Consider the following 23594-nt stretch of genomic DNA (forward strand, 5'->3'; position numbering starts at 1 on the left):
TACACATATTCTCTTTGCCGGACGTTGCCTATACTCCAGGCAGGAAACTGGAGGAAATCTCATGAGCGAACCCCTGTTAATTGCCCGCACGCCGGACACAGAACTGTTTTTACTGCCGGGAATGGCTAACCGTCACGGGCTGATTACTGGCGCAACGGGGACGGGTAAAACTGTCACGTTGCAAAAACTGGCAGAGTCATTGTCGGAAATCGGTGTTCCGGTGTTTATGGCCGATGTGAAAGGCGATCTGACCGGCATCGCGCAGGCAGGAACGGCGTCGGAAAAACTGCTCGCAAGGCTTAAAAATATCGGCGTCAACGACTGGCAACCGCATGCCAATCCGGTGGTGGTGTGGGATATCTTTGGCGAGAAAGGCCATCCGGTGCGGGCGACGGTTTCGGATCTGGGGCCGCTGTTGCTGGCACGACTGTTGAATCTCAACGATGTGCAATCTGGCGTGCTGAATATTATCTTCCGCATTGCGGACGATCAGGGATTGTTGCTGCTCGACTTTAAAGATTTGCGGGCGATTACCCAGTACATCGGCGATAACGCCAAATCCTTCCAGAATCAGTACGGTAATATCAGTAGCGCATCGGTTGGTGCCATCCAGCGCGGGCTGTTATCGCTGGAACAGCAAGGCGCGGCGCACTTTTTTGGTGAGCCGATGCTGGATATCAAAGACTGGATGCGTACCGATGCCAACGGTAAAGGCGTTATCAATATCCTCAGCGCCGAGAAGCTTTATCAGATGCCGAAACTGTACGCCGCCAGCCTGCTGTGGATGCTTTCAGAATTGTATGAACAATTGCCTGAAGCGGGCGATCTGGAGAAACCAAAACTGGTGTTTTTCTTCGACGAGGCACATCTGCTGTTTAACGATGCACCGCAGGTACTGCTGGATAAGATTGAGCAGGTGATAAGGCTTATTCGCTCAAAAGGCGTGGGCGTCTGGTTCGTTTCGCAAAACCCGTCTGATATTCCGGATAATGTGCTCGGGCAGCTAGGTAATCGCGTTCAGCACGCTTTGCGGGCTTTTACGCCAAAAGATCAGAAAGCAGTGAAGGCAGCGGCGCAAACCATGCGGGCCAATCCGGCATTTGATACCGAAAAGGCAATCCAGGAACTGGGGACCGGCGAGGCGTTAATCTCGTTTCTCGATGCAAAAGGAAGTCCTTCTGTGGTGGAACGGGCGATGGTGATCGCACCTTGTTCGCGAATGGGGCCGGTGACGGAAGATGAGCGTAATGGCCTGATTAATCACTCCCCGGTGTATGGCAAATATGAAGATGAGGTGGACCGCGAGTCCGCCTATGAGATGCTGCAAAAAGGCTTTCAGGCCAGTACCGAGCAGCAAAATAATCCCCCCGTGAAAGGGAAAGAGGTGGCGGTGGATGACGGTATTCTTGGTGGATTGAAGGATATTTTGTTTGGCACTACCGGACCACGCGGCGGGAAGAAAGATGGTGTGGTGCAAACAATGGCGAAAAGCGCCGCTCGCCAGGTGACGAATCAGATTGTACGCGGGATGTTGGGGAGTTTGCTGGGGGGGAGAAAAAGGTAAGTCAGACGTGATCTGTGCCCCTCACCCTAACCCTAACCCTAACCCTAACCCTAACCCTCTCCCCAAAGGGGCGAGGGGACCGTTCGAACTCGTATTTGACTTTGTCAACAATAATAAAGGGAGCTTTCGCTCCCTTGTTAGATTACGATTTTCTCATTAACAGCCACAGGCTGATTAAGAAGAAGCTGGCGCTTGGCAACAGTGCGCCAATGATCGGCGGGATGCCGTAAACCAATGTCAGCGGGCCGAAGATCTGGTCCAGTACGTAGAAGACAAAACCGAAGCTGATACCGGTGACCACACGCACGCCCATCGGTACGCTACGCAGTGGGCCAAAGATAAACGACAGCGCCATCAGCATCATCACCGCCACGGATAGCGGCTGGAAGATTTTGCTCCACATGTTGAGCTGATAACGTCCGGCATCCTGACCGCTCGACTTCAGATACTTCACATAGTTGTGCAAACCACTGATGGAGAGTGCATCCGGGTCCAGCGCCACCACGCCCAGTTTGTCTGGCGTGAGGTTGGTTTTCCAGGTGCCGCTCACCGTCTGCGAACCGGTGATCTGTTTCGGATTGGTCAGATCAGATTCATCAACCTGCGACAGACGCCAGACTTTATGTTCCGGGTCAAACTTCGCAGTAGCGGCATAACGTACGGATTGCAGACGACGATTCTCGTTAAAGGCATAAATACTGATGCCACCTAACTCTTCGTCACCTTTAACCCGCTCAATGTAGACGAAGTTGTTGCCATCTTTCGCCCATAAGCCTTGCTGAGTGGAGAGCAACGAGCCGCCGTACATCGCCTGCGCACGGTAGTTACGCGCCATCTGCTCGCCCTGCGGCGCGACCCATTCACCAATCGCCATCGTCAGCAAGACCAGCGGAATGGCGGTTTTCATCACCGACAGCGCCACCTGCATACGGGTAAAACCAGAAGCCTGCATGACTACCAGTTCGCTGCGCTGCGCCAGCATCCCAAGACCAAGCAACGCCCCAAGCAGAGCCGCCATCGGGAAGAAGATTTGCACATCTTTCGGCACGCTCAGCAAGGTATACATTCCTGCGCCTAACGCGTCGTAACTCCCCTGCCCGGCTTTTTTCAGCTGATCGACAAACTTGATAATGCCCGACAGCGACACCAGCATGAACAGCGTCATCATGATGGTGGTGAAAATAGTCTTACCGATATAGCGGTCAAGTACGCCAAAAGGTTGCATCACACCGCTCCTTTACGCGAAAAACTGGCGCGCAGGCGGCGGACCGGCACGGTGTCCCAAAGGTTGAGAACAATCGCCAAAGCCAGATAAATCAGGTTAACGGTCCACATCCACAGCGTCGGGTCCAGCTTACCTTTACCGCCGTTCGATTTCAGGGAGGTCTGGATCAGGAAGAAAAGTAGATACAGCAGCATGGCTGGCAGCATCGACAGTACGCGTCCCTGACGCGGGTTAACCACGCTCAACGGTACAACCATAAGTGCCATCATAAACACGGTGAACACCAACGTGATACGCCAGTTCAGTTCTGCGCGGGCACGATCGGTGTCAGTGTTCCACAATGTGCGCATGTCCATCTGGTCGGTATCGTTCGGGTCGAGCGCCACCGCCTGGTGACCAATGATCGCCTGATAATCCTGGAAATCCGTAATGCGGAAATCACGTAACAGTGCAGTGCCTTCGAAGCGCGTTCCCTGATTGAGAGTGACGACCTGGGAGCCGTCGCGCAGCTGGGTTAAATGTCCGGAATCGGCCACCACCACAGAAGGACGTGCATTACCTTTTGGTCGAATTTGCGCGAGGAACACATCTTTGAAATCGCTGCCGTCAACGCTTTCGATGAACAGCACCGAGCTGCCATTAGTCGCTTGCTGGAATTGCCCTTGCGCCAATGCCGCCATGCCAGGGTTCGCTTTCGCTTCTGCTAACACTTCATCCTGATGACGCGATGACCACGGTCCCGCCCACATCACGTTAACCGCCGCGACGATTGCCGTGAATACCGCAAGGATCATTGCCGCTTTCACCAGAACCGCTTTGCTCAGGCCGCAGGCATGCATTACCGTAATTTCACTTTCGGTATACAGTTTGCCCAGCGTCATCAGCAGCCCGAGGAACAGGCTTAATGGCAGGATAAGCTGCGCCATTTCCGGCACGCCCAACCCGAGAAGGGAGAGCACCAGATTCGCCGGAATATCGCCGTCAACCGCTGCGCCGAGGATCCTCACTAACTTTTGACAGAAGAAGATCAAAAGCAAGATGAAGAGTATCGCCAGCTGGCTTTTGAGCGTCTCCCGCACCAGATATCTTATGATTATCACTTTAAATACGCCCGTAAAAACTCGTCTTTTGCAGGATTTTAGCTTGTTTCATGGCTTAAACGTCATTTATTCTCTTGAGTCGTCGAAATCGTCGCTAAGATAATTATACTCAACGGATTCACCTCTCAGATTTTGTTCTGACGTGCCAATGCCGTAATAACGTTAAGATTAACACGAAGTCATCGCAACAGCGGACATGAGTTACGAAAGCTTGCAATTCTATCTGTAGCCACCGCCGTTGTCTTTAAGATTCAGGAGCGTAGTGCATGGAGTTTAGTGTAAAAAGCGGTAGCCCGGAGAAACAGCGGAGTGCCTGCATCGTCGTGGGCGTCTTCGAACCACGTCGCCTTTCTCCGATTGCAGAACAGCTCGATAAAATCAGCGATGGGTACATCAGCGCCCTGCTACGTCGGGGCGAACTGGAAGGAAAACCGGGGCAGACACTGTTGCTGCACCATGTTCCGAATGTACTTTCCGAGCGAATTCTCCTTATTGGTTGCGGCAAAGAACGTGAGCTGGATGAGCGTCAGTACAAGCAGGTTATTCAGAAAACCATTAATACGCTGAATGATACTGGCTCGATGGAAGCGGTCTGCTTTCTGACTGAACTGCACGTTAAAGGCCGTAACAACTACTGGAAAGTGCGTCAGGCTGTCGAGACTGCAAAAGAGACGCTCTACAGTTTCGATCAGCTGAAAACGAACAAGAGCGAACCGCGTCGTCCGCTGCGTAAAATGGTGTTCAACGTGCCGACCCGCCGTGAACTGACCAGCGGTGAGCGCGCGATCCAGCACGGTCTGGCGATTGCCGCCGGGATTAAAGCAGCAAAAGATCTCGGCAATATGCCGCCGAATATCTGTAACGCCGCTTACCTCGCTTCACAAGCGCGCCAGCTGGCTGACAGCTACAGCAAGAATGTTATCACCCGCGTTATCGGCGAACAGCAGATGAAAGAGCTGGGGATGCACTCTTATCTGGCGGTCGGTCAGGGTTCGCAAAACGAATCGCTGATGTCGGTGATTGAGTACAAAGGCAACGCGTCGGAAGATGCACGCCCAATCGTGCTGGTGGGTAAAGGTTTAACCTTCGACTCCGGCGGTATCTCCATCAAGCCTTCAGAAGGCATGGATGAGATGAAGTACGATATGTGCGGTGCGGCAGCGGTTTACGGCGTGATGCGGATGGTCGCAGAGCTACAACTGCCTATTAACGTTATTGGCGTGCTGGCAGGCTGTGAAAACATGCCTGGCGGGCGTGCCTATCGTCCGGGCGATGTGTTAACCACCATGTCCGGTCAAACCGTTGAAGTGCTGAACACCGATGCCGAAGGCCGCCTGGTACTGTGCGACGTGTTAACTTACGTTGAACGTTTTGAGCCGGAAGCGGTGATTGATGTGGCGACGCTGACCGGTGCCTGCGTGATCGCGCTGGGTCATCATATTACTGGTCTGATGGCGAACCATAATCCGCTGGCCCATGAACTGATTGCCGCGTCTGAACAGTCCGGTGACCGCGCATGGCGTTTACCGCTGGGTGACGAGTATCAGGAACAACTGGAGTCCAATTTTGCCGATATGGCGAACATTGGCGGTCGTCCTGGTGGGGCGATTACCGCAGGTTGCTTCCTGTCACGCTTTACCCGTAAGTACAACTGGGCGCACCTGGATATTGCAGGAACCGCCTGGCGTTCTGGTAAAGCAAAAGGCGCAACCGGTCGTCCGGTAGCGTTGCTGGCACAGTTCCTGTTAAACCGCGCTGGGTTTAACGGCGAAGAGTAAGTTTGCGTTTTACCCTCACCCTAACCCTCTCCCTAAGGGAGAGGGAACCGATCGAGCGCAATAGAAATTCATTGCTCATCTTTCAGGGTGAGGAATGCAGCAATATTTAAATCCACCACAAGAAGCCCCATATATGAAAAACGCAACGTTCTACCTTCTGGACAATGACACCACCGTCGATGGCTTAAGCGCCGTTGAGCAGTTGGTGTGTGAAATTGCCGCAGAACGTTGGCGCAGCGGTAAGCGCGTACTCATCGCCTGTGAAGATGAAAAGCAGGCTTACCGGCTGGATGAAGCCCTGTGGGCGCGTCCGGCAGAAAGCTTTGTTCCGCATAATTTAGCGGGAGAAGGACCGCGCGGCGGTGCGCCGGTGGAGATCGCCTGGCCGCAAAAACGCAGCAGCAGCCCGCGCGATATATTGATTAGTCTGCGAACAAGCTTTGCAGATTTTGCCACCGCTTTCACAGAAGTGGTAGACTTCGTTCCTTATGAAGATTCTCTGAAACAACTGGCGCGCGAACGCTATAAAGCCTACCGCGTGGCTGGTTTCAACCTGAATACGGCAACCTGGAAATAATGGAAAAGACATATAACCCACAAGATATCGAACAGCCGCTTTACGAGCACTGGGAAAAGCAGGGCTACTTTAAGCCTAATGGCGATGAAAGCCAGGAAAGTTTCTGCATCATGATCCCGCCGCCGAACGTCACCGGCAGTTTGCATATGGGTCACGCCTTCCAGCAAACCATCATGGATACTATGATCCGCTATCAGCGCATGCAGGGCAAAAACACCCTGTGGCAGGTCGGTACTGACCACGCCGGGATCGCTACCCAGATGGTCGTTGAGCGCAAGATTGCCGCAGAAGAAGGTAAAACCCGTCACGACTACGGCCGCGAAGCTTTCATCGACAAAATCTGGGAATGGAAAGCGGAATCCGGCGGCACCATTACCCGTCAGATGCGTCGTCTCGGCAACTCCGTGGACTGGGAGCGTGAACGCTTCACGATGGACGAAGGCCTGTCCAATGCAGTGAAAGAAGTTTTCGTTCGTCTGTATAAAGAAGACCTGATTTACCGTGGCAAACGCCTGGTAAACTGGGACCCGAAACTGCGCACCGCTATCTCCGACCTGGAAGTGGAAAACCGCGAATCGAAAGGTTCGATGTGGCACATCCGCTATCCGCTGGCTGACGGCGCGAAAACCGCAGACGGTAAAGATTATCTGGTGGTTGCGACTACTCGTCCGGAAACCCTGCTGGGCGATACCGGCGTGGCCGTTAACCCGGAAGATCCGCGTTACAAAGATCTGATTGGCAAATATGTCATTCTGCCGCTGGTTAACCGTCGTATTCCGATCGTTGGCGACGAACACGCCGACATGGAAAAAGGCACCGGCTGCGTGAAGATCACCCCAGCGCACGACTTTAACGACTATGAAGTCGGTAAACGTCACGCCCTGCCGATGATCAACATCCTGACCTTTGACGGCGATATCCGTGAAAGCGCCCAGGTGTTCGATACCAAAGGTAACGAATCTGACGTTTATTCCAGCGAAATCCCGGCAGAGTTCCAGAAACTGGAGCGTTTTGCTGCACGTAAAGCAGTCGTTGCTGCGGTTGACGCGCTCGGTCTGCTGGAAGAAATTAAACCGCACGACCTGACCGTTCCTTACGGCGACCGTGGCGGCGTGGTTATCGAACCGATGCTGACCGACCAGTGGTACGTGCGTGCCGATGTACTGGCGAAACCGGCAGTTGAAGCGGTTGAGAACGGCGACATTCAGTTCGTACCGAAGCAGTACGAAAACATGTACTTCTCCTGGATGCGCGATATTCAGGACTGGTGTATCTCTCGTCAGTTGTGGTGGGGTCACCGTATCCCGGCATGGTATGACGAAGCGGGTAACGTTTATGTTGGCCGCAACGAAGACGAAGTGCGTAAAGAAAATAACCTCGGTGCTGATGTTGTCCTGCGTCAGGACGAAGACGTTCTCGACACCTGGTTCTCTTCTGCGCTGTGGACCTTCTCTACCCTTGGCTGGCCGGAAAATACCGACGCCCTGCGTCAGTTCCACCCAACCAGCGTGATGGTATCTGGTTTCGACATCATCTTCTTCTGGATTGCCCGCATGATCATGATGACCATGCACTTCATCAAAGATGAAAATGGCAAACCGCAGGTGCCGTTCCACACTGTTTACATGACCGGTCTGATTCGTGACGACGAAGGCCAGAAGATGTCCAAATCCAAGGGTAACGTTATCGACCCGCTGGATATGGTTGACGGTATTTCGCTGCCAGAACTGCTGGAAAAACGTACCGGCAATATGATGCAGCCGCAGCTGGCGGACAAAATCCGTAAGCGCACCGAGAAACAGTTCCCGAACGGCATTGAGCCGCACGGCACTGACGCGCTGCGCTTCACCCTGGCGGCGCTGGCTTCTACCGGTCGTGACATCAACTGGGATATGAAGCGTCTGGAAGGCTACCGTAACTTCTGTAACAAGCTGTGGAACGCCAGCCGCTTTGTGCTGATGAACACAGAAGGTCAGGATTGCGGCTTCAACGGCGGTGAAATGACGCTGTCGCTGGCGGACCGCTGGATTCTGGCGGAGTTCAACCAGACTATCAAAGCGTACCGCGAAGCGCTGGACAGCTTCCGTTTCGATATTGCCGCAGGCATTTTGTATGAGTTCACCTGGAACCAGTTCTGTGACTGGTATCTGGAGCTGACCAAGCCGGTAATGAACGGTGGAACAGAAGCCGAACTGCGCGGTACTCGCCACACGCTGGTGACTGTACTGGAAGGACTGCTGCGCCTCGCGCATCCGATCATTCCGTTCATCACCGAAACCATCTGGCAGCGTGTGAAAGTACTTTGCGGTATCACTGCTGACACCATCATGCTGCAACCGTTCCCGCAGTACGATGCGTCTCAGGTTGATGAAGCCGCACTGGCCGACACCGAGTGGCTGAAACAGGCGATCGTTGCGGTACGTAACATCCGTGCAGAAATGAACATCGCGCCGGGCAAACCGCTGGAGCTGCTGCTGCGTGGTTGCAGCGCGGATGCAGAGCGTCGCGTAAATGAAAACCGTGGCTTCCTGCAAACGCTGGCGCGTCTGGAAAGTATCACCGTGCTGCCTGCCGATGATAAAGGTCCGGTTTCCGTTACGAAGATCATCGACGGTGCAGAGCTGCTGATCCCGATGGCTGGCCTCATCAACAAAGAAGATGAACTGGCGCGTCTGGCGAAAGAAGTGGCGAAGATTGAAGGTGAAATCAGCCGTATCGAGAACAAACTGGCGAACGAAGGCTTTGTCGCCCGCGCACCGGAAGCGGTCATCGCGAAAGAGCGTGAGAAGCTGGAAGGCTATGCAGAAGCGAAAGCGAAGCTGATTGAACAGCAGGCTGTTATCGCCGCGCTGTAATCAACACCGTGATGAAAACGAAGGCCGGAGCATGCTCCGGCCTTTTTTATCTCTTACAGAAATGGTAAAGAAGGCATAACTCCCCGTGAAATACTGGCTAAGAAGCCTTTATCTGGTTGTTCTTCTTTATTGATTAAAGGAAAGTCATCCAAATCGCCCAGCAAATACGTATTTTTTGCCTGCCAGTCAATCATCCATATTTTCAGCAGTGGGTAAGCCAGACCACCCGTAATCCCGGATATCACCACCAACGCACACATGCGATAAAGCATACCGTGGTACGTTAAAGTTGAGCGAAAACGAATACGCCCATCATTCAGTGACAGGTTGCTCATAAAATGATTTCGCAACGACACCGTTAAATAACTGGTGCTAACAGCAATCCCAAAATAATAGATTAACTGCGCGATTATCATTTTACGTTGCATTTCCATAAATTGCTGTAAATTCTCAATATCATCATTTGCATACCCAGAACTATCATACTCATTTAATATTTGATCGAAGATAATATAACCAGCAACAGCGAGAAAAGGTAATAAAGCTAAAAATGCGAGAATGGCATATTTTATACAATATGTAGTATCTAATTTCACCTTGAAACGGTGTATACCGAAACTGGTATTACTCCAGAGAAAACTCATTACCAGACTATATAAAGTGCCATTAAAAATACCAATGGAAACAATACCAACTATTGTCATCAGAACCACAGATATAATAACGCTACTTGAACTATTGGCATGTAGCATCTTTGTCGAGATAAAGAAAACAGTCCCCATCCCAAGGGCCATTAAAATCGGCAAGAAAAAGGTCACCCACCAGAACCCTTTCATAGAGCAATTAAAACTAAATCTTACGCCGTTGAGACTGGTCATCAAGGCCTGATAACGCAGTCCTTTTGCTGCCATAAATATAAGCAAAACCAACAGTGACAAAGTCAAAACACAGCCAATAAGCGGCATATCTGCTGACACTGTCATTAAGATTGCGAAATAGAAAAAAACAAAAACAAGACAACTAACAAAAACATTCCCACCGGTAATCCCATAAGAAAATCGTTGTCCGTTAACTTCCATATTAGCATAGAGATAACGCTTACATTTCATTAATGCCCATGGTAAATAGATACCTAGCGTTATAATCGTTAACAACACATTCACCACACAAATAAGAAAATATCTCTCACCTGTACCATGAAAAACAAACGAATGGGACGGAACATCCATATCATTAATAACTTGAGCCATAAAAATTCCCTGAATTAAAAAATCCATTGATATAATTTATATATACAGACAGTAAAATGTTCTGCCACGTTACAATACTCTTATCAGTAATAGGCTGGCAAAAACTTTATTGCTTTATAAGATGCTTGCGCACGTAAGAAGAGAGTGGTATTAAACAAATGTATAATTACTTTATTTTTATTGGGTTAAACTATGAATAACATTGCGCCGCAATCACCTGTAATGCGTCGCCTGACGCTGCAGGATAATCCTGCTATCGCCCGCGTCATTCGTCAGGTATCCGCCGAATACGGTCTTACCGCTGATAAAGGCTACACCGTCGCCGATCCGAATCTTGACGAGCTGTATCAAGTGTATAGTCAGCCTGGCCATGCATATTGGGTGGTTGAGTACGAGGGTGAAGTGGTCGGCGGCGGTGGGATTGCGCCATTAACCGGGAGTGAGTCGGACATTTGCGAACTGCAAAAGATGTATTTTCTTCCGGCTATTCGCGGTAAAGGGCTAGCGAAAAAACTGGCCTTAATGGCGATGGAGCAGGCACGAGAGATGGGCTTCAAACGCTGCTATCTGGAAACGACCGCTTTTTTAAAGGAAGCCATTGCGCTTTATGAGCATTTGGGCTTTGAGCATATCGACTATGCGCTTGGCTGCACGGGCCATGTCGATTGTGAAGTGCGGATGCTACGCGAACTCTAAAAAAATGCCCGCTAGTATGTGCTATCGGGCATTTTAATCAATTAATTAGTGGCGAACCCCGTCATCGTCTTCATCGACAAAATCTTCATCGTCGCCATCTTCGCCGTTAGGATCTTCAAAGTAAGTGCCCCAACCGTCGTACTCAACGTCAAATTTCTCCGCCAGCGTCATCAGTTGTTCAACCTGGGCATCGATCAGATCGGCATTCAACGCGCACTCGCTGAGGATGTCGCAGCAAATCACGATATCACCATCTTCAACTTCCAGCTCTTCTGGATCGGTCACTTCGTAACCGAGTTTAAACGCTTCAACTGCCGCTTTTTCCAGAGTTTCCAGATCGTCTGCGGAAAGATGGTGTTCGATGGTGTACAACGCGTCCGGATCGCTGCCATCTTCCAGTAATTCTTCAATAATCAAACGTGTTTCTTCACGCTGTTCTTCCAGTTGTTCCGGGTTTGCCATGGCTCATTCCTCTTAATGTCCTGCCGATACTCTTATTGTCACACACCACTGACATTGCCTCCACCTTTGTGATAAAGATTTATGCTTTAGACTTGCAAATGAATAATCATCCATATAAATTGAATTTTAATTCATTAAGGCGTTAGCCACAGGAGGGATCTATGTCCGGGTTTTATCATAAGCATTTCCTGAAATTACTCGATTTCACGCCAGCTGAACTTAACAGCCTGCTGCAGTTAGCCGCGAAGCTGAAAGCCGATAAGAAAAGCGGTAAAGAAGAAGCCAAACTCACTGGTAAAAACATCGCGCTCATCTTCGAAAAAGACTCGACCCGTACCCGATGCTCTTTCGAAGTTGCCGCATATGACCAGGGTGCTCGTGTTACTTATCTCGGCCCAAGCGGCAGCCAAATTGGTCATAAAGAGTCGATTAAAGACACTGCCCGCGTGCTTGGTCGCATGTATGACGGTATTCAGTATCGCGGCTATGGTCAGGAGATTGTCGAAACACTGGCGGAATACGCTGGCGTGCCGGTATGGAACGGCCTGACCAATGAGTTTCACCCCACGCAGCTGCTGGCGGATCTCCTCACCATGCAGGAGCATTTGCCCGGCAAAACGTTCAACGAAATGACGCTGGTCTATGCAGGTGACGCACGTAACAACATGGGCAATTCGATGCTCGAAGCTGCAGCGCTTACCGGTCTGGATTTGCGTCTGGTCGCGCCACAGGCATGCTGGCCGGAAGCTGCGCTGGTTACGGAATGCCGCGCCCTGGCACAACAAAATGGCGGGAATATTACGCTGACGGAAGATGTAGCTAAAGGAGTTGAAGGTGCTGACTTTATCTATACCGATGTATGGGTGTCGATGGGTGAAGCAAAAGAGAAATGGGCTGAACGCATTGCATTGCTGCGTGATTATCAAGTGAACAGCAAGATGATGCAGTTGACCGGTAACCCGGAGGTCAAATTCCTCCACTGCCTGCCCGCGTTTCATGACGACCAAACGACGCTTGGCAAAAAAATGGCGGAAGAGTTTGGCCTACATGGCGGAATGGAAGTGACTGATGAGGTCTTCGAATCTGCCGCCAGCATTGTATTTGATCAGGCGGAAAACCGCATGCATACCATCAAAGCGGTGATGGTCGCGACGCTCAGTAAATAATTGATATCGCTATAAAGATGCCGGGAAAAACAAAAACATCCCGGCGTCACATTATTTTATGCAGTGATAGTTCAATTATTCCACCCCAATTTTTTTATTGCTATACGTAAATCTTCCGGAGGATTTAATTTTCCTAACTGTTCTTCATTAATATATCCATATATATTGATTTTGCCATTCCGGAGGATTTTCATCATTCTTGTTCTAATTTTTAATTCATTACCCATCTTTTCTTCAAAAATCTTAACGACATAACCCGGAAGTTTATTTACAATTTCTTTTGTTTTTTCTTCATCACCATAAACATATCCTAACTCATTAAGATACAGCTGTTCGCCCTCATAACACTTAAGTAATTGATAGAAGTACCACTTAGCAAAATCAGGTTGCTTCATGAAAAAATCCTTCAAAAAAATATCATTTACTAAAATGCTGACAGGCACTTCATTAAATAGTAACTTAACATCATCAAATAACCTTAGTATTAAGCGTGATTTTTCTTGATTGCTTAAGCTAAAATCATTGACATATGCAACCAACTTATCCCAAATCAATTCCTGTAATTTACGGCTATTTTTATAGGGTTCTTTATCGAGATTGAAAAATAAGGTCTCAGCTATTTTAATTTTAGATTGATCGCAGCTAAAATCTTTAGATTGATCGCGGCTAAAATCAATATGATTTATCACAGAGCATGCATGCTTTATCTTTGCTGAATCATCAAAATATTGCATGCTTTTATTAAAACACCAATCCAGTATTCTTACATCATTAATATATGGGGATTTTAAAAAAGTCTCCAGAATCGAAACGATGACCGGTGCAAGGTTAACTTTTGCATCATCCAAGGAATCAATAAGAATATGAGACAGGTTAACTTTGATGTCATTAATTTCATTGTCAGTAGCTTTTTTATTATTAATAAGATAATTATTTAATACGTTAAGGTCATCTATTTCTTTCAGTATCCCTTTTTTACCCAGCAAGTATGAAATCGATTCATTACATACATAAGGCATTAATAGCAGATGTTCTTTCCTTATTGCTAATAATGCATTATTCAATGGTTTTTCTAATAAATCCGTAATCGTAGAATCAACTGAACCTTTACAACTCACCTGCGAGTTATTTAAGTCATGAGAATTATTTAACTCCTGCGGAATATTTAATAGACGAGCTATTTCCTTGTTAGCTTCGCGTTGGTAACACGCCAGAATCTTGTTAGTAATCAGGTGTAATGAACTCTCATCTTTTCTTTCAAAGGACTTTCCTTCATAACGATTAGTCGAACCATCAGGTTGTTGAAATATAATAGCCGTATGTCCTTGACGAGTCCCCATAGTAGTGATAGTGGAAAGTGTAATTTCTATTTCCACCTTAGATAAATCCGCTCGTTCCCCTTCAGGATTATTCATAACAAACTTCATTAACTCACTGCCATCATTATTTTTGATATAAGATGAGGACTCAATATGAGCCATCATATTTCTTCCCGCTTCGTTGGAGCGTTTGCTAAAATCCACATAACCCAGGGTAAATATTTTTACCAAAAACTCCAAAAATGTCTTAGGATCAAGGATATTTCTTGTATTATCCTGCCCCTCGGCATTACGGGCAAAATTATTCATTCCAACACGCCAGGTATTTAAAACTTCACTTTTTTGTTTAAAATTGTCGGCTAATGTAATGTGTTGAAAATAATTCAAATCTGATATTTTGCTCATGACGAACTCCTTGAATTAATAAGAACGTCTAAGCATTACAAATTTTACTCACAAAAAAATATCAAAAAACGCTCTTTTCACAAACTCGCCGTAAACCTGGAGTTATTTACGGCGAAAAGTCATCACGCCATCAGCATCTTCACTACTGCTTTGCGAACCTGGGCTGGCGCGCCCACTGCGCACAGCGGTTTATGCACTTCCCCCGGATAAAACACAACAAAATCACCTTCATTAAGAATAACTGTTTTCTCATCAACGCCTTCCGGCAAAAATGCGATGTCTTTGTCTGCTAACCAGTCGGTATCCGGCGCGCCTGCAGGTTGCGTGCTGAAGGTCATGCCTTCCTGACCTTTTAACACAATCTGAATGTCGAGATAGCGGGCATGGTACTCCGCACGGCGAGCTTCGTACGGCTCGGTCATATCTTCCGAGATAAGATAAAACAGACGATTGCCTTCGATATCGTGCTTGCCCTTGGGCGTTTCTGCCGTAACGTTTGCTTTGATATGCTCAATCGCCTGGCGTAACTCCTGGGGTAGCCACGGCTGAAGATTATGAATATTTCCGATGATCATCTTTTCCACTCCTTAATTAAAACAATGTTTCATTTCTATCGTTATACGAAAAGATGATCAATTCCGCCAGCCTTAACGCGTGAATTATTGTCTTATCACAACTTATCGGCAGGCGCGTTCCCGCCTTTCGGATCAAGGCCAGCATCACTCCTTGAGAAGAGTTTTTATCGCTTCCCCCGCCATGGCAGCTGTTGCACAGAGTTGTTCGATGGAGTGCCCCTCCCGTGCCTTCGCAGAAAGCCCTGACATCACGGTACTCATAAAATCAGTCACACATTGTGCGCTTTGTGGATGCCGCCTGGCGATATAGTCATAAATGGTCGTTTCTGCGGCGTGATAATATTGAACGGCAATATCACGCGCTTGTGGATCATGACTATGAATACCTTCAAGAACCATACAGCCAGCGCAGCCGCCGTTTTGGCTATATCTGCGCGCCGCTTCTTTTAATACCTCAACCAGGCACTCGCCTACCGGACGATCATCACGAAGAATATCGGCAAGCGGAATAGCTTCCGTACCGACATATTCATTGAGTACACGGCTAAATAACCCAGCCTTACTGCCAAAAGCCGCGTAGAGGCTCGGGGGGTTAATACCAAGATAATCAGTAACTTCAGCAACACTGACAGCATCGAAACCTTTTTGGTGAAAAAGCACTTTTGCCGCAGAGACTGCCTGCTCAGGAGCGAAACGTCTGGGACGACCTGGAACGCGAGATTGTTTTTTAGTGACCATTACAAAACTTGTTGACAGAAAGTTAAAACAGTTTTGTAATGCATGTTACATAATAAATCAAGGAGTCCTTATGGGCGCTTTTACAGGTAAGACAGTTCTCATCCTCGGTGGTAGCCGTGGAATCGGTGCCGCTATCGTACGTCGTTTCGTCACCGATGGAGCCAATGTACGATTCACCTATGCGGGGTCGAAAGATGCCGCTGAACGCCTGGCACATGAGACTGGAGCGACAGCAGTATTCACAGATAGCGCTGACAGAGACGCTGTTATTGATGTCGTTCGTAAGAGCGGCGCATTGGATATCCTGGTGGTAAATGCAGGTATTGGCGTCTTTGGCGATGCCCTGGAATTAAATGCCGACGATATTGATCGCCTTTTCAAAATCAATATTCATGCTCCTTATCATGCCTCTGTTGAAGCCGCCCGGCAGATGCCCGAAGGCGGGCGTATCTTAATCATCGGCTCCGTGAATGGCGATCGTATGCCTGTTGCAGGCATGGCTGCTTATGCCGCCAGTAAATCTGCCCTGCAAGGCATGGCGCGCGGGCTGGCCCGTGATTTTGGACCGCGTGCGATCACCATTAACGTCGTCCAGCCAGGACCAATTGATACCGACGCTAATCCCGCCAACGGGCCAATGCGCGATATGTTGCATAGTTTTATGGCCATCAAAAGACATGGGCAACCGGAAGAGGTCGCTGGTATGGTCGCATGGTTAGCAGGGCCAGAAGCCAGTTTTGTTACCGGCGCGATGCATACCATTGATGGCGCATTTGGCGCATAACCGACTACGCTCAATTAAGCCCAGCCATTATCCATGATGTCTGGGTTTTGTTTACTCACGTCGTCCCCCTAAAAGCGGCTCCCGGTAAATATAAATCTTCTGTTCATGTCGTAAATCTTGAGGATAACCAAATGGTAGAAAGAACCGCTGTTTTCCCTGCTGGCCGACATTCACTGTATGCTGAGCATCGTTATTCTGCGGCTATTCGTTCCGGCGATTTGCTGTTTGTTTCCGGGCAAGTAGGAAGTCGAGAGGACGGAACACCAGAACCCGATTTTCAGCAACAAGTCAGACTGGCATTTGATAATTTGCATGCGACCCTGGCTGCTGCGGGATGCACTTTTGACGATATCATTGATGTTACGAGCTTTCATACCGATCCAGAAAAACAATTTGAAGACATCATGACGGTGAAAAATGAAATATTTAGCGCCCCACCTTATCCAAACTGGACGGCGGTGGGTGTTACATGGCTGGCAGGCTTTGATTTTGAAATTAAAGTGATAGCGCGCATCCCTGAGCAGTAAGCAATAGTGTTAGCCGTTCGCTTTCACACTCCGCCCTATAAGTCGGATGAATGGAATAAAATGCATATCTGATTGCGTGAAAGTGAAAAAGAAAAAAGCAGGGAATGTCTGCAATTATTGATACCGAAGGACAGTTCCCCTGCAGAATCACATCAAATAAAAATGCATATACCTTGACTTTTAATTCAAATAAACCGTTTGCGCTGACAAAATATTGCATCAAATGCTTGCGCCGCTTCTGACGATGAGTATAATGCCGGACAATTTGCCGGGAGGATGTATGGTTCAGTGTGTTCGACATTTTGTCTTACCGCGTCTGAAAAAAGACGCTGGTCTGCCGTTTTTCTTCCCGTTGATCACCCATTCCCAGCCCCTCAATCGAGGGGCTTTTTTTTGCCCAGGCGTCAGGAGATAAAAGATGGCTAATCCGCTATATCAGAAACATATCATTTCCATAAACGACCTTAGTCGCGATGACCTTAATCTGGTGCTGGCGACAGCGGCGAAACTGAAAGCAAACCCGCAACCAGAGCTGTTGAAGCACAAAGTCATTGCCAGCTGTTTCTTCGAAGCCTCTACCCGTACCCGCCTCTCTTTCGAAACATCTATGCACCGCCTGGGTGCCAGCGTGGTGGGCTTCTCCGACAGCGCCAATACATCACTGGGTAAAAAGGGCGAAACGCTGGCCGATACCATTTCGGTTATCAGCACTTACGTCGATGCGATAGTGATGCGTCATCCGCAGGAAGGTGCGGCGCGCCTGGCCACCGAGTTTTCCGGCAATGTACCGGTACTGAATGCCGGTGATGGCTCCAACCAACATCCGACGCAAACCTTGCTGGACTTATTCACTATTCAGGAAACCCAGGGGCGTCTGGACAATCTCCACGTCGCAATGGTTGGTGACCTGAAATATGGCCGCACCGTTCACTCCCTGACTCAGGCGTTAGCGAAGTTCGACGGCAACCGTTTTTACTTCATCGCGCCGGACGCGCTGGCAATGCCGCAATACATTCTGGATATGCTCGATGAAAAAGGGATCGCATGGAGTCTGCACAGCTCTATTGAAGAAGTGATGGCGGAAGTAGACATCCTGTACATGACCCGCGTGCAAAAAGAGCGTCTGGACCCGTCCGAGTACGCCAACGTGAAAGCGCAGTTTGTTCTTCGCGCCAGCGATCTCCACAACGCCAAAGCCAATATGAAAGTGCTGCATCCGCTGCCGCGTGTTGATGAGATTGCGACGGATGTTGATAAAACGCCACACGCCTGGTACTTCCAGCAGGCAGGCAACGGGATTTTCGCTCGCCAGGCGTTACTGGCACTGGTTCTGAATCGCGATCTGGTACTGTAAGGGGAAATAGAGATGACACACGATAATAAATTGCAGGTTGAAGCTATTAAACGCGGCACGGTAATTGACCATATCCCCGCCCAGATCGGTTTTAAGCTGTTGAGTCTGTTCAAGCTGACCGAAACGGATCAGCGCATCACCATCGGTCTGAACTTGCCTTCTGGCGAGATGGGCCGCAAAGATCTGATCAAAATCGAAAATACCTTTTTGAGTGAAGATCAGGTTGATCAACTGGCGTTATATGCACCGCAAGCCACGGTAAATCGTATCGACAACTATGAAGTGGTAGGTAAATCGCGCCCCAGCCTGCCGGAGCGCATCGACAATGTGCTGATCTGCCCGAACAGCAACTGTATCAGCCATGCCGAACCGGTTTCATCCAGCTTTGCCGTGCGAAAACGCGCCAATGATATCGCGCTCAAATGCAAATACTGTGAAAAAGAGTTTTCCCATAATGTGGTGCTGGCCAATTAATTGCGGTTGGTAATAAAAGTCTGGCTCCCTATAATGAGCCAGACTTTTTACCGCTGTAATAAAGGAGAAATCATGAGCAAAACTATCGCGACGGAAAATGCACCGGCAGCTATCGGTCCTTACGTACAGGGCGTTGATCTGGGCAATATGATCATCACCTCCGGTCAGATCCCGGTAAATCCGAAAACGGGTGAAGTACCGGCAGACGTCGCTGCACAGGCACGTCAGTCGCTGGATAACGTAAAAGCGATCGTCGAAGCCGCTGGCCTGAAAGTGGGCGATATCGTTAAAACCACCGTGTTTGTGAAAGATCTGAACGACTTCGCAACCGTTAATGCTACCTACGAAGCCTTCTTCACCGAACACAACGCCACCTTCCCGGCACGTTCTTGCGTTGAAGTAGCCCGTCTGCCGAAAGACGTGAAGATTGAGATCGAAGCGATCGCTGTTCGTCGCTAATCTTGATGGAAATCCGGGCTATCATGCCCGGATTAAGTCTGATGACAAACGCAAAATCGCCTGATGCGCTACGCTTATCAGGCCTACGTGATTCCTGCAATTTATTGAATTTATTGGCCGGATAAGGCATTTACGCCGCATCCGGCATGAACAAAACTCACTTTGTCTGCAATCTGAATCCGGGTCACCATGTCCAGTTGATTCTTTATTGCCAGCCGTAACGACGGCTATAGAACCCTTTCACCAACTGGGTTAACGTCATATACCCTGCCAGAATCGCAACCAGCCACGGGAAATAGCTTAACGGCAGCGCCTGCAGTTGCAGATAACTGGCCAGCGGTGAAAAAGGCAATGCGATCCCGACAATCATCACGATCACGGTCATGATCATTAACGGCCACGATGCACAGCTCTGAATAAACGGTACACGACGGGTGCGGATCATATGCACAATCAGCGTTTGCGACAGTAATCCCACCACAAACCAGCCCGACTGGAACAGCGTTTGCGTTTCCGGCGTGTTGGCATGGAATACCCACCACATCAGGCAAAACGTCAGAATATCGAAGATCGAGCTGATCGGTCCGAAGAAGACCATAAAGCGCCCCAGATCCGCCGGATTCCAACGCTGCGGCTTTTGAATTTGCTCGTCGTCGACGTTATCAAATGGGATCGCCACCTGTGACACATCGTACAGCAGATTTTGAATAAGCAAGTGTAGCGGCAACATCGGCAGGAAGGGCAAGAAAGCACTCGCCACCAGCACGCTGAACACATTACCGAAGTTAGAGCTCGCCGTCATTTTGATGTATTTCAACATGTTGGCGAAAGTGCGACGTCCCTCAATAACCCCCTCTTCCAGCACCATCAGGCTTTTTTCCAGCAGGATGATATCAGCCGCTTCACGAGCAATATCTACTGCGCCGTCCACAGAAATGCCGATATCCGCAGCGCGTAAGGCGGGCGCATCATTAATACCATCGCCCATAAAGCCAACCACATGCCCTTCGCGCTTCAGCAACGTTACGATGCGTTCTTTATGCATCGGCGTCAGACGAGCAAACAGCGTGGTGCGCTGTGCGAGATTTGCCAGTTCGTCGTCAGATAGCGTTTCAATATCACTACCAATGACCACCTCTCCCGCGTCCAGCCCCACTTCATGGCACACTTTCGCTGCAACTAACTCACTGTCGCCAGTAAGGATTTTTACGGTAATGCCACTCGCTTTTAATGCCTTCAGTGCCGGAGCAGTTGTCTCTTTTGGCGGATCAAGGAAAGCAATATATCCTTCGAGGATCAGGTCGGATTCATCCGCCCGCTGGTAATCTCCTTCACGCGCTGGCAGGTATTTCGTCGCCACCGCAACCACGCGCAGCCCCTGACGATTCAGCGTATCAGTAACCCGCTTAATCTTACGCAGCATAATGTCATCGAGCGGTACAATCTCGCCATTGTGACGCACCTGCGAACACACATTGAGGATTTCCTGCAATGCGCCTTTGCAAACCAGCTGATGGTGTTCGGTATTTTCTGCCACAACCACCGACATCCGACGACGCTCGAAATCAAACGGAATCTCATCAATTTTTTGCCAACGGCTGGCCAGCGAACGCGCTGACTCTTCATCCGTACCTTCGAGCACCGCGGTATCAAGCAGGTTTTTAAGTCCGGTCTGGTAATGACTGTTCAACCACGCACTATGCAGCACGCGTTCGCTGGTTTTACCGGAGATATCGGTATGATTCTCCAGCACAATTTTATCCTGTGTCAGGGTGCCGGTTTTATCAGTGCACAGAATATCCATTGCGCCAAAGTTCTGAATGGCATCCAGATGTTTGACGATCACTTTCTGTTTCGACAACTTTACTGCACCGCGCGCCAGCGTCGAGGTAACAATCATCGGCAACATTTCCGGCGTTAAGCCTACCGCGACCGAAAGCGCAAACAGTGCCGCTTCCCACCAGTCGCCTTTGGTGTAACCATTGATTAACAGCACCACCGGAGCCATCACCAGCATAAAGCGAATCAGCAGCATACTGACGCGGCTGATCCCTTGCTGAAAGGCATTCGGCTCGCTTTCCTGCTCACTAACACGCCCCGCCAGTTGACCAAACCAGGTATTGGCACCTGTGGCAATCACCATTGCTTGTGCCGTGCCGCTCACCACGGTGGTGCCCATAAAACACAGGGTGTCGCACTCCAGCGGATTGCTGTGCTCCGGCTGGCGAGTAGTAGCGGCTTTTTCCACGGGCAGAGACTCACCGGTTAACGACGCCTGAGCGACGAACAGATCCCGCGCCTGCAAGATACGTAAATCTGCCGGGATCATATCCCCTGCCGCCAGTTTTATAATATCGCCGGGCACCAGCTGGTCGATCGGGATCTCCAGCCAGCCATTTTCGCCTTTGTCGTTAATTACGCGCAGCACCGTCGCAGTATTGCTGACCATCGCTTTCAGGGCATCTGCCGCTTTAGTGGAACGTGCTTCCTGAATAAAGTTCAGCAACGTAGAAATAGCGACCATTAGCGCGATAACGCCCGCGGCAAATAAATCTTCCGTGGCGTAAGAAATAGCGCCGAGAATGGTGAGTAAAATATTAAAGGGGTTGCGATAGCAGACCCATAAATGAACCCACCACGGCGACGGTTGTTGTGCGGGTAATTTATTTTCACCATGTTGTTCGCGGGCAGATTCCACTTCCGCCTGATTTAATCCTTCCGGATGGGTGTCGAACGTTTTCCACAATTCTTCTTCGGGCATCACCGCCATTTTCAGGCAATGCGCACTTAAGGACGGCGGGACCGCCGTATTCACTGTCTGCTGCGCGCCAGGCAATGGATCGCGATGAACCAGACGGGAAGGTAAATGGCGAATGAACCGGGTAAAAATTTCTTTAAACATAAGGAGTCCCTCCGCACTGTCTGAAACAGTACAGAAATGTCTTCAGGCGTGGCGAAGCCTTACCTGAAGGTAATAAAGCTGAGCAGGGACGTTAAAACGTCACGGCCTTACGCATCCGGTAACGCCGTGAAAAGACGGGCTTACCGGAAAAGTTTTAATCTCCGTCGAGGGAGAGGCGTGGGATCAGGTTCCATATAACCTCCGGTAAGTGAAAAAAGCGCCGCAAATAATAAGGAGAATCCAATAATATTCGTAGCATCTATGGCGATATAATACCTGCTGGCAACTAAACCAACGATAAACCAGACTTTACCCATTGCTGAATGCACGGGTAAAGTTAGGCTCAAATAATTAAACAACACGTTACGGGACAACAGGATGCAAAATCGGCTGACCATCAAAGACATCGCGCGCTTAAGCGGCGTGGGGAAATCTACGGTTTCCCGGGTGCTGAATAACGAAAGCGGCGTGAGCCAGCGCACGCGCGAGCGTGTTGAAGCAGTGATGAATCAGCATGGATTTTCCCCTTCCCGCTCTGCGCGCGCTATGCGTGGGCAAAGCGATAAAGTGGTCGCCATCATTGTTACCCGTCTGGATTCGTTGTCAGAAAATCTCGCCGTTCAAACCATGCTGCCAGCGTTCTATGAACAAGGTTACGACCCAATCATGATGGAAAGTCAGTTTTCCCCGCAATTAGTTGCCGAACATTTGGGGGTCCTGAAACGGCGTAATATCGACGGCGTAGTGCTGTTCGGTTTTACCGGCATAACAGAAGAAATGTTAGCCCACTGGCAGTCATCGCTGGTTCTGCTGGCGCGTGACGCAAAAGGCTTTGCTTCAGTCTGTTATGACGACGAAGGGGCAATCAAGATCCTGATGCAACGGCTGTATGACCAGGGGCATCGTAATATCAGTTATCTCGGCGTGCCGCATAGTGACGTGACGACCGGTAAGCGACGTCACGAAGCCTACCTGGCGTTCTGCAAAGCGCATAAATTGCATCCCGTTGCCGCTCTGCCAGGGCTTGCTATGAAGCAAGGCTATGAGAACGTAGCAAAAGTGATTACGCCTGAAACTACCGCGTTACTGTGCGCAACCGACACGCTGGCACTTGGCGCAAGTAAATACCTGCAAGAGCAACGCATCGACACCTTGCAACTGGCGAGCGTCGGTAATACACCGTTAATGAAATTCCTCCATCCGGAGATCGTAACCGTAGATCCCGGTTACGCCGAAGCTGGACGCCAGGCGGCCTGCCAGTTGATCGCGCAGGTAACCGGGCGCAGCGAACCGCAACAAATCATCATCCCCGCCACCCTGTCCTGATCGTTTCCCGAACGATAAATTGTGATCTTCGCTGCGTTTCGGGAACGTTCCCGTTTTT

At 49.5% G+C, this 23594-nt stretch carries 22 protein-coding genes and 1 pseudogene; 13 read left to right on the forward strand and 10 right to left on the reverse strand.

What is annotated here, in order from left to right; genetic code table 11:
• The first annotated feature begins 61 nt into the window (after positions 1-61).
• Positions 62-1564, forward strand: coding sequence for a helicase HerA-like C-terminal domain-containing protein (locus ACJHYW_RS02830; protein ID WP_001294540.1), 1503 nt, complete (start codon positions 62-64; stop codon positions 1562-1564).
• A 142-nt stretch (positions 1565-1706) separates the two neighbouring features.
• On the opposite strand, the gene lptG is transcribed toward ACJHYW_RS02830, so the two are convergent.
• The 3 genes from lptG to ytgA all read right to left on the reverse strand — a co-directional run bounded on the left by lptG (position 1707) and on the right by ytgA (position 4002).
• Positions 1707-2789, reverse strand: coding sequence for an LPS export ABC transporter permease LptG (gene lptG, locus ACJHYW_RS02835; protein ID WP_001295681.1), 1083 nt, complete (start codon positions 2787-2789; stop codon positions 1707-1709).
• Positions 2789-3889, reverse strand: coding sequence for an LPS export ABC transporter permease LptF (gene lptF, locus ACJHYW_RS02840; RefSeq protein ID WP_000584114.1), 1101 nt, complete (start codon positions 3887-3889; stop codon positions 2789-2791). The genes lptG and lptF overlap by 1 nt, the downstream gene beginning before the upstream one ends.
• A 62-nt stretch (positions 3890-3951) precedes the next feature.
• Positions 3952-4002: a protein YtgA gene (ytgA, locus tag ACJHYW_RS02845; RefSeq protein ID WP_211180521.1), complete on the reverse strand. Its 51-nt coding sequence runs from the start codon at positions 4000-4002 to the stop codon at positions 3952-3954.
• 153 nt (positions 4003-4155) lie between these two features.
• On the opposite strand from ytgA, the gene pepA reads away from it, so the two are divergent.
• The 3 genes from pepA (at position 4156) to valS (ending at position 9099) form a co-directional block, all read left to right on the forward strand.
• Positions 4156-5667, forward strand: coding sequence for a leucyl aminopeptidase (gene pepA / locus ACJHYW_RS02850; protein WP_000397144.1), 1512 nt, complete (start codon positions 4156-4158; stop codon positions 5665-5667).
• 133 nt (positions 5668-5800) lie between these two features.
• Positions 5801-6244 carry a DNA polymerase III subunit chi gene (gene holC / locus ACJHYW_RS02855; protein WP_000786399.1) on the forward strand — a complete coding sequence of 148 codons (444 nt, stop codon included), beginning with the start codon at positions 5801-5803 and terminating at the stop codon, positions 6242-6244.
• Positions 6244-9099 carry a valine--tRNA ligase gene (valS, locus tag ACJHYW_RS02860; protein WP_000416392.1) on the forward strand — a complete coding sequence of 952 codons (2856 nt, stop codon included), beginning with the start codon at positions 6244-6246 and terminating at the stop codon, positions 9097-9099. Before holC ends, valS begins: the two co-directional genes overlap by 1 nt.
• 53 nt (positions 9100-9152) lie before the next feature.
• On the opposite strand, the gene ACJHYW_RS02865 is transcribed toward valS, so the two are convergent.
• On the reverse strand, positions 9153-10349 hold the full coding sequence (locus ACJHYW_RS02865) for a YjgN family protein (RefSeq protein WP_000079609.1): 1197 nt from the start codon (positions 10347-10349) through the stop codon (positions 9153-9155).
• A 192-nt stretch (positions 10350-10541) separates the two neighbouring features.
• On the opposite strand from ACJHYW_RS02865, the gene ACJHYW_RS02870 reads away from it, so the two are divergent.
• Positions 10542-11045 carry a GNAT family N-acetyltransferase gene (locus ACJHYW_RS02870; protein WP_001059402.1) on the forward strand — a complete coding sequence of 168 codons (504 nt, stop codon included), beginning with the start codon at positions 10542-10544 and terminating at the stop codon, positions 11043-11045.
• A 45-nt stretch (positions 11046-11090) separates the two neighbouring features.
• On the opposite strand, the gene rraB is transcribed toward ACJHYW_RS02870, so the two are convergent.
• Positions 11091-11507: a ribonuclease E inhibitor RraB gene (gene rraB, locus ACJHYW_RS02875; RefSeq protein WP_000002953.1), complete on the reverse strand. Its 417-nt coding sequence runs from the start codon at positions 11505-11507 to the stop codon at positions 11091-11093.
• 161 nt (positions 11508-11668) lie between these two features.
• Between rraB and argF the strand changes: the two genes are divergently transcribed.
• A complete protein-coding gene (gene argF / locus ACJHYW_RS02880; protein WP_000012928.1) occupies positions 11669-12673 on the forward strand; it encodes an ornithine carbamoyltransferase in 1005 nt (334 codons plus the stop codon).
• A 71-nt stretch (positions 12674-12744) separates the two neighbouring features.
• Here the strand turns inward: argF and ACJHYW_RS02885 are convergent, their stop codons facing one another.
• The 3 genes from ACJHYW_RS02885 to ACJHYW_RS02895 all read right to left on the reverse strand — a co-directional run bounded on the left by ACJHYW_RS02885 (position 12745) and on the right by ACJHYW_RS02895 (position 15710).
• Complete coding sequence (locus ACJHYW_RS02885) at positions 12745-14397, reverse strand: hypothetical protein (RefSeq protein ID WP_000036418.1); 1653 nt, start codon at positions 14395-14397, stop codon at positions 12745-12747.
• Between the two features lie 122 nt (positions 14398-14519).
• The gene (gene tabA / locus ACJHYW_RS02890) at positions 14520-14972 is read right to left on the reverse strand and encodes a toxin-antitoxin biofilm protein TabA (RefSeq protein WP_001361371.1); all 453 of its coding nucleotides are present in this window, start codon (positions 14970-14972) and stop codon (positions 14520-14522) included.
• Between the two features lie 144 nt (positions 14973-15116).
• Positions 15117-15710, reverse strand: a complete 594-nt coding sequence (locus ACJHYW_RS02895; protein WP_000256674.1) for a TetR/AcrR family transcriptional regulator — start codon at positions 15708-15710, stop codon at positions 15117-15119.
• A gap of 70 nt (positions 15711-15780) precedes the next feature.
• Between ACJHYW_RS02895 and bdcA the strand changes: the two genes are divergently transcribed.
• The 6 genes from bdcA to ridA all read left to right on the forward strand — a co-directional run bounded on the left by bdcA (position 15781) and on the right by ridA (position 19308).
• Positions 15781-16494, forward strand: coding sequence for an SDR family oxidoreductase (gene bdcA, locus ACJHYW_RS02900; RefSeq protein WP_000500694.1), 714 nt, complete (start codon positions 15781-15783; stop codon positions 16492-16494).
• A 131-nt stretch (positions 16495-16625) separates the two neighbouring features.
• Positions 16626-17021: a RidA family protein gene (locus ACJHYW_RS02905; protein ID WP_000230274.1), complete on the forward strand. Its 396-nt coding sequence runs from the start codon at positions 16626-16628 to the stop codon at positions 17019-17021.
• Positions 17022-17301: 280 nt separating this feature from the next.
• Positions 17302-17436, forward strand: a complete 135-nt coding sequence (pyrL, locus tag ACJHYW_RS02910; protein WP_001296693.1) for a pyr operon leader peptide — start codon at positions 17302-17304, stop codon at positions 17434-17436.
• Between the two features lie 3 nt (positions 17437-17439).
• Positions 17440-18375 (forward strand): aspartate carbamoyltransferase, encoded by a 936-nt coding sequence (pyrB, locus tag ACJHYW_RS02915; protein WP_000013046.1) that lies wholly within the window; start codon positions 17440-17442, stop codon positions 18373-18375.
• Positions 18376-18387: 12 nt separating this feature from the next.
• Positions 18388-18849, forward strand: a complete 462-nt coding sequence (gene pyrI, locus ACJHYW_RS02920; protein ID WP_000148579.1) for an aspartate carbamoyltransferase regulatory subunit — start codon at positions 18388-18390, stop codon at positions 18847-18849.
• A gap of 72 nt (positions 18850-18921) precedes the next feature.
• Positions 18922-19308 carry a 2-iminobutanoate/2-iminopropanoate deaminase gene (gene ridA / locus ACJHYW_RS02925; RefSeq protein WP_000047539.1) on the forward strand — a complete coding sequence of 129 codons (387 nt, stop codon included), beginning with the start codon at positions 18922-18924 and terminating at the stop codon, positions 19306-19308.
• Positions 19309-19513: 205 nt separating this feature from the next.
• On the opposite strand, the gene mgtA is transcribed toward ridA, so the two are convergent.
• The gene (gene mgtA / locus ACJHYW_RS02930) at positions 19514-22210 is read right to left on the reverse strand and encodes a magnesium-translocating P-type ATPase (RefSeq protein WP_000471849.1); all 2697 of its coding nucleotides are present in this window, start codon (positions 22208-22210) and stop codon (positions 19514-19516) included.
• 140 nt (positions 22211-22350) lie between these two features.
• A complete protein-coding gene (gene mgtL, locus ACJHYW_RS02935; RefSeq protein WP_001387276.1) occupies positions 22351-22404 on the reverse strand; it encodes a mgtA regulatory leader peptide MgtL in 54 nt (17 codons plus the stop codon).
• Between the two features lie 181 nt (positions 22405-22585).
• Here mgtL and treR point away from each other — a divergent pair.
• A pseudogene (gene treR / locus ACJHYW_RS02940) lies at positions 22586-23536 on the forward strand (trehalose operon repressor TreR); the annotation flags it as partial.
• Between the last annotated feature and the right edge of the window lie 58 nt (positions 23537-23594).

It is taken from the genome of Escherichia sp. WS3063, assembly GCF_046486595.1.
GTDB classification, from domain to species: domain Bacteria; phylum Pseudomonadota; class Gammaproteobacteria; order Enterobacterales; family Enterobacteriaceae; genus Escherichia; species Escherichia coli.

Bases quoted from the DNA above. Each gene is read 5' to 3' on its own strand.
- ACJHYW_RS02830 (WP_001294540.1), top strand. From the start codon at position 62: ATGAGCGAACCCCTGTTAATTGCCCGCACGCCGGACACAGAACTGTTT.
- lptG (WP_001295681.1), bottom strand. From the start codon at position 2,789: ATGCAACCTTTTGGCGTACTTGACCGCTATATCGGTAAGACTATTTTC.
- pepA (WP_000397144.1), top strand. From the start codon at position 4,156: ATGGAGTTTAGTGTAAAAAGCGGTAGCCCGGAGAAACAGCGGAGTGCC.
- holC (WP_000786399.1), top strand. From the start codon at position 5,801: ATGAAAAACGCAACGTTCTACCTTCTGGACAATGACACCACCGTCGAT.
- valS (WP_000416392.1), top strand. From the start codon at position 6,244: ATGGAAAAGACATATAACCCACAAGATATCGAACAGCCGCTTTACGAG.
- ACJHYW_RS02865 (WP_000079609.1), bottom strand. From the start codon at position 10,349: ATGGCTCAAGTTATTAATGATATGGATGTTCCGTCCCATTCGTTTGTT.
- ACJHYW_RS02870 (WP_001059402.1), top strand. From the start codon at position 10,542: ATGAATAACATTGCGCCGCAATCACCTGTAATGCGTCGCCTGACGCTG.
- rraB (WP_000002953.1), bottom strand. From the start codon at position 11,507: ATGGCAAACCCGGAACAACTGGAAGAACAGCGTGAAGAAACACGTTTG.
- argF (WP_000012928.1), top strand. From the start codon at position 11,669: ATGTCCGGGTTTTATCATAAGCATTTCCTGAAATTACTCGATTTCACG.
- ACJHYW_RS02885 (WP_000036418.1), bottom strand. From the start codon at position 14,397: ATGAGCAAAATATCAGATTTGAATTATTTTCAACACATTACATTAGCC.
- tabA (WP_001361371.1), bottom strand. From the start codon at position 14,972: ATGATCATCGGAAATATTCATAATCTTCAGCCGTGGCTACCCCAGGAG.
- ACJHYW_RS02895 (WP_000256674.1), bottom strand. From the start codon at position 15,710: ATGGTCACTAAAAAACAATCTCGCGTTCCAGGTCGTCCCAGACGTTTC.
- bdcA (WP_000500694.1), top strand. From the start codon at position 15,781: ATGGGCGCTTTTACAGGTAAGACAGTTCTCATCCTCGGTGGTAGCCGT.
- ACJHYW_RS02905 (WP_000230274.1), top strand. From the start codon at position 16,626: ATGGTAGAAAGAACCGCTGTTTTCCCTGCTGGCCGACATTCACTGTAT.
- pyrL (WP_001296693.1), top strand. From the start codon at position 17,302: ATGGTTCAGTGTGTTCGACATTTTGTCTTACCGCGTCTGAAAAAAGAC.
- pyrB (WP_000013046.1), top strand. From the start codon at position 17,440: ATGGCTAATCCGCTATATCAGAAACATATCATTTCCATAAACGACCTT.
- pyrI (WP_000148579.1), top strand. From the start codon at position 18,388: ATGACACACGATAATAAATTGCAGGTTGAAGCTATTAAACGCGGCACG.
- ridA (WP_000047539.1), top strand. From the start codon at position 18,922: ATGAGCAAAACTATCGCGACGGAAAATGCACCGGCAGCTATCGGTCCT.
- mgtA (WP_000471849.1), bottom strand. From the start codon at position 22,210: ATGTTTAAAGAAATTTTTACCCGGTTCATTCGCCATTTACCTTCCCGT.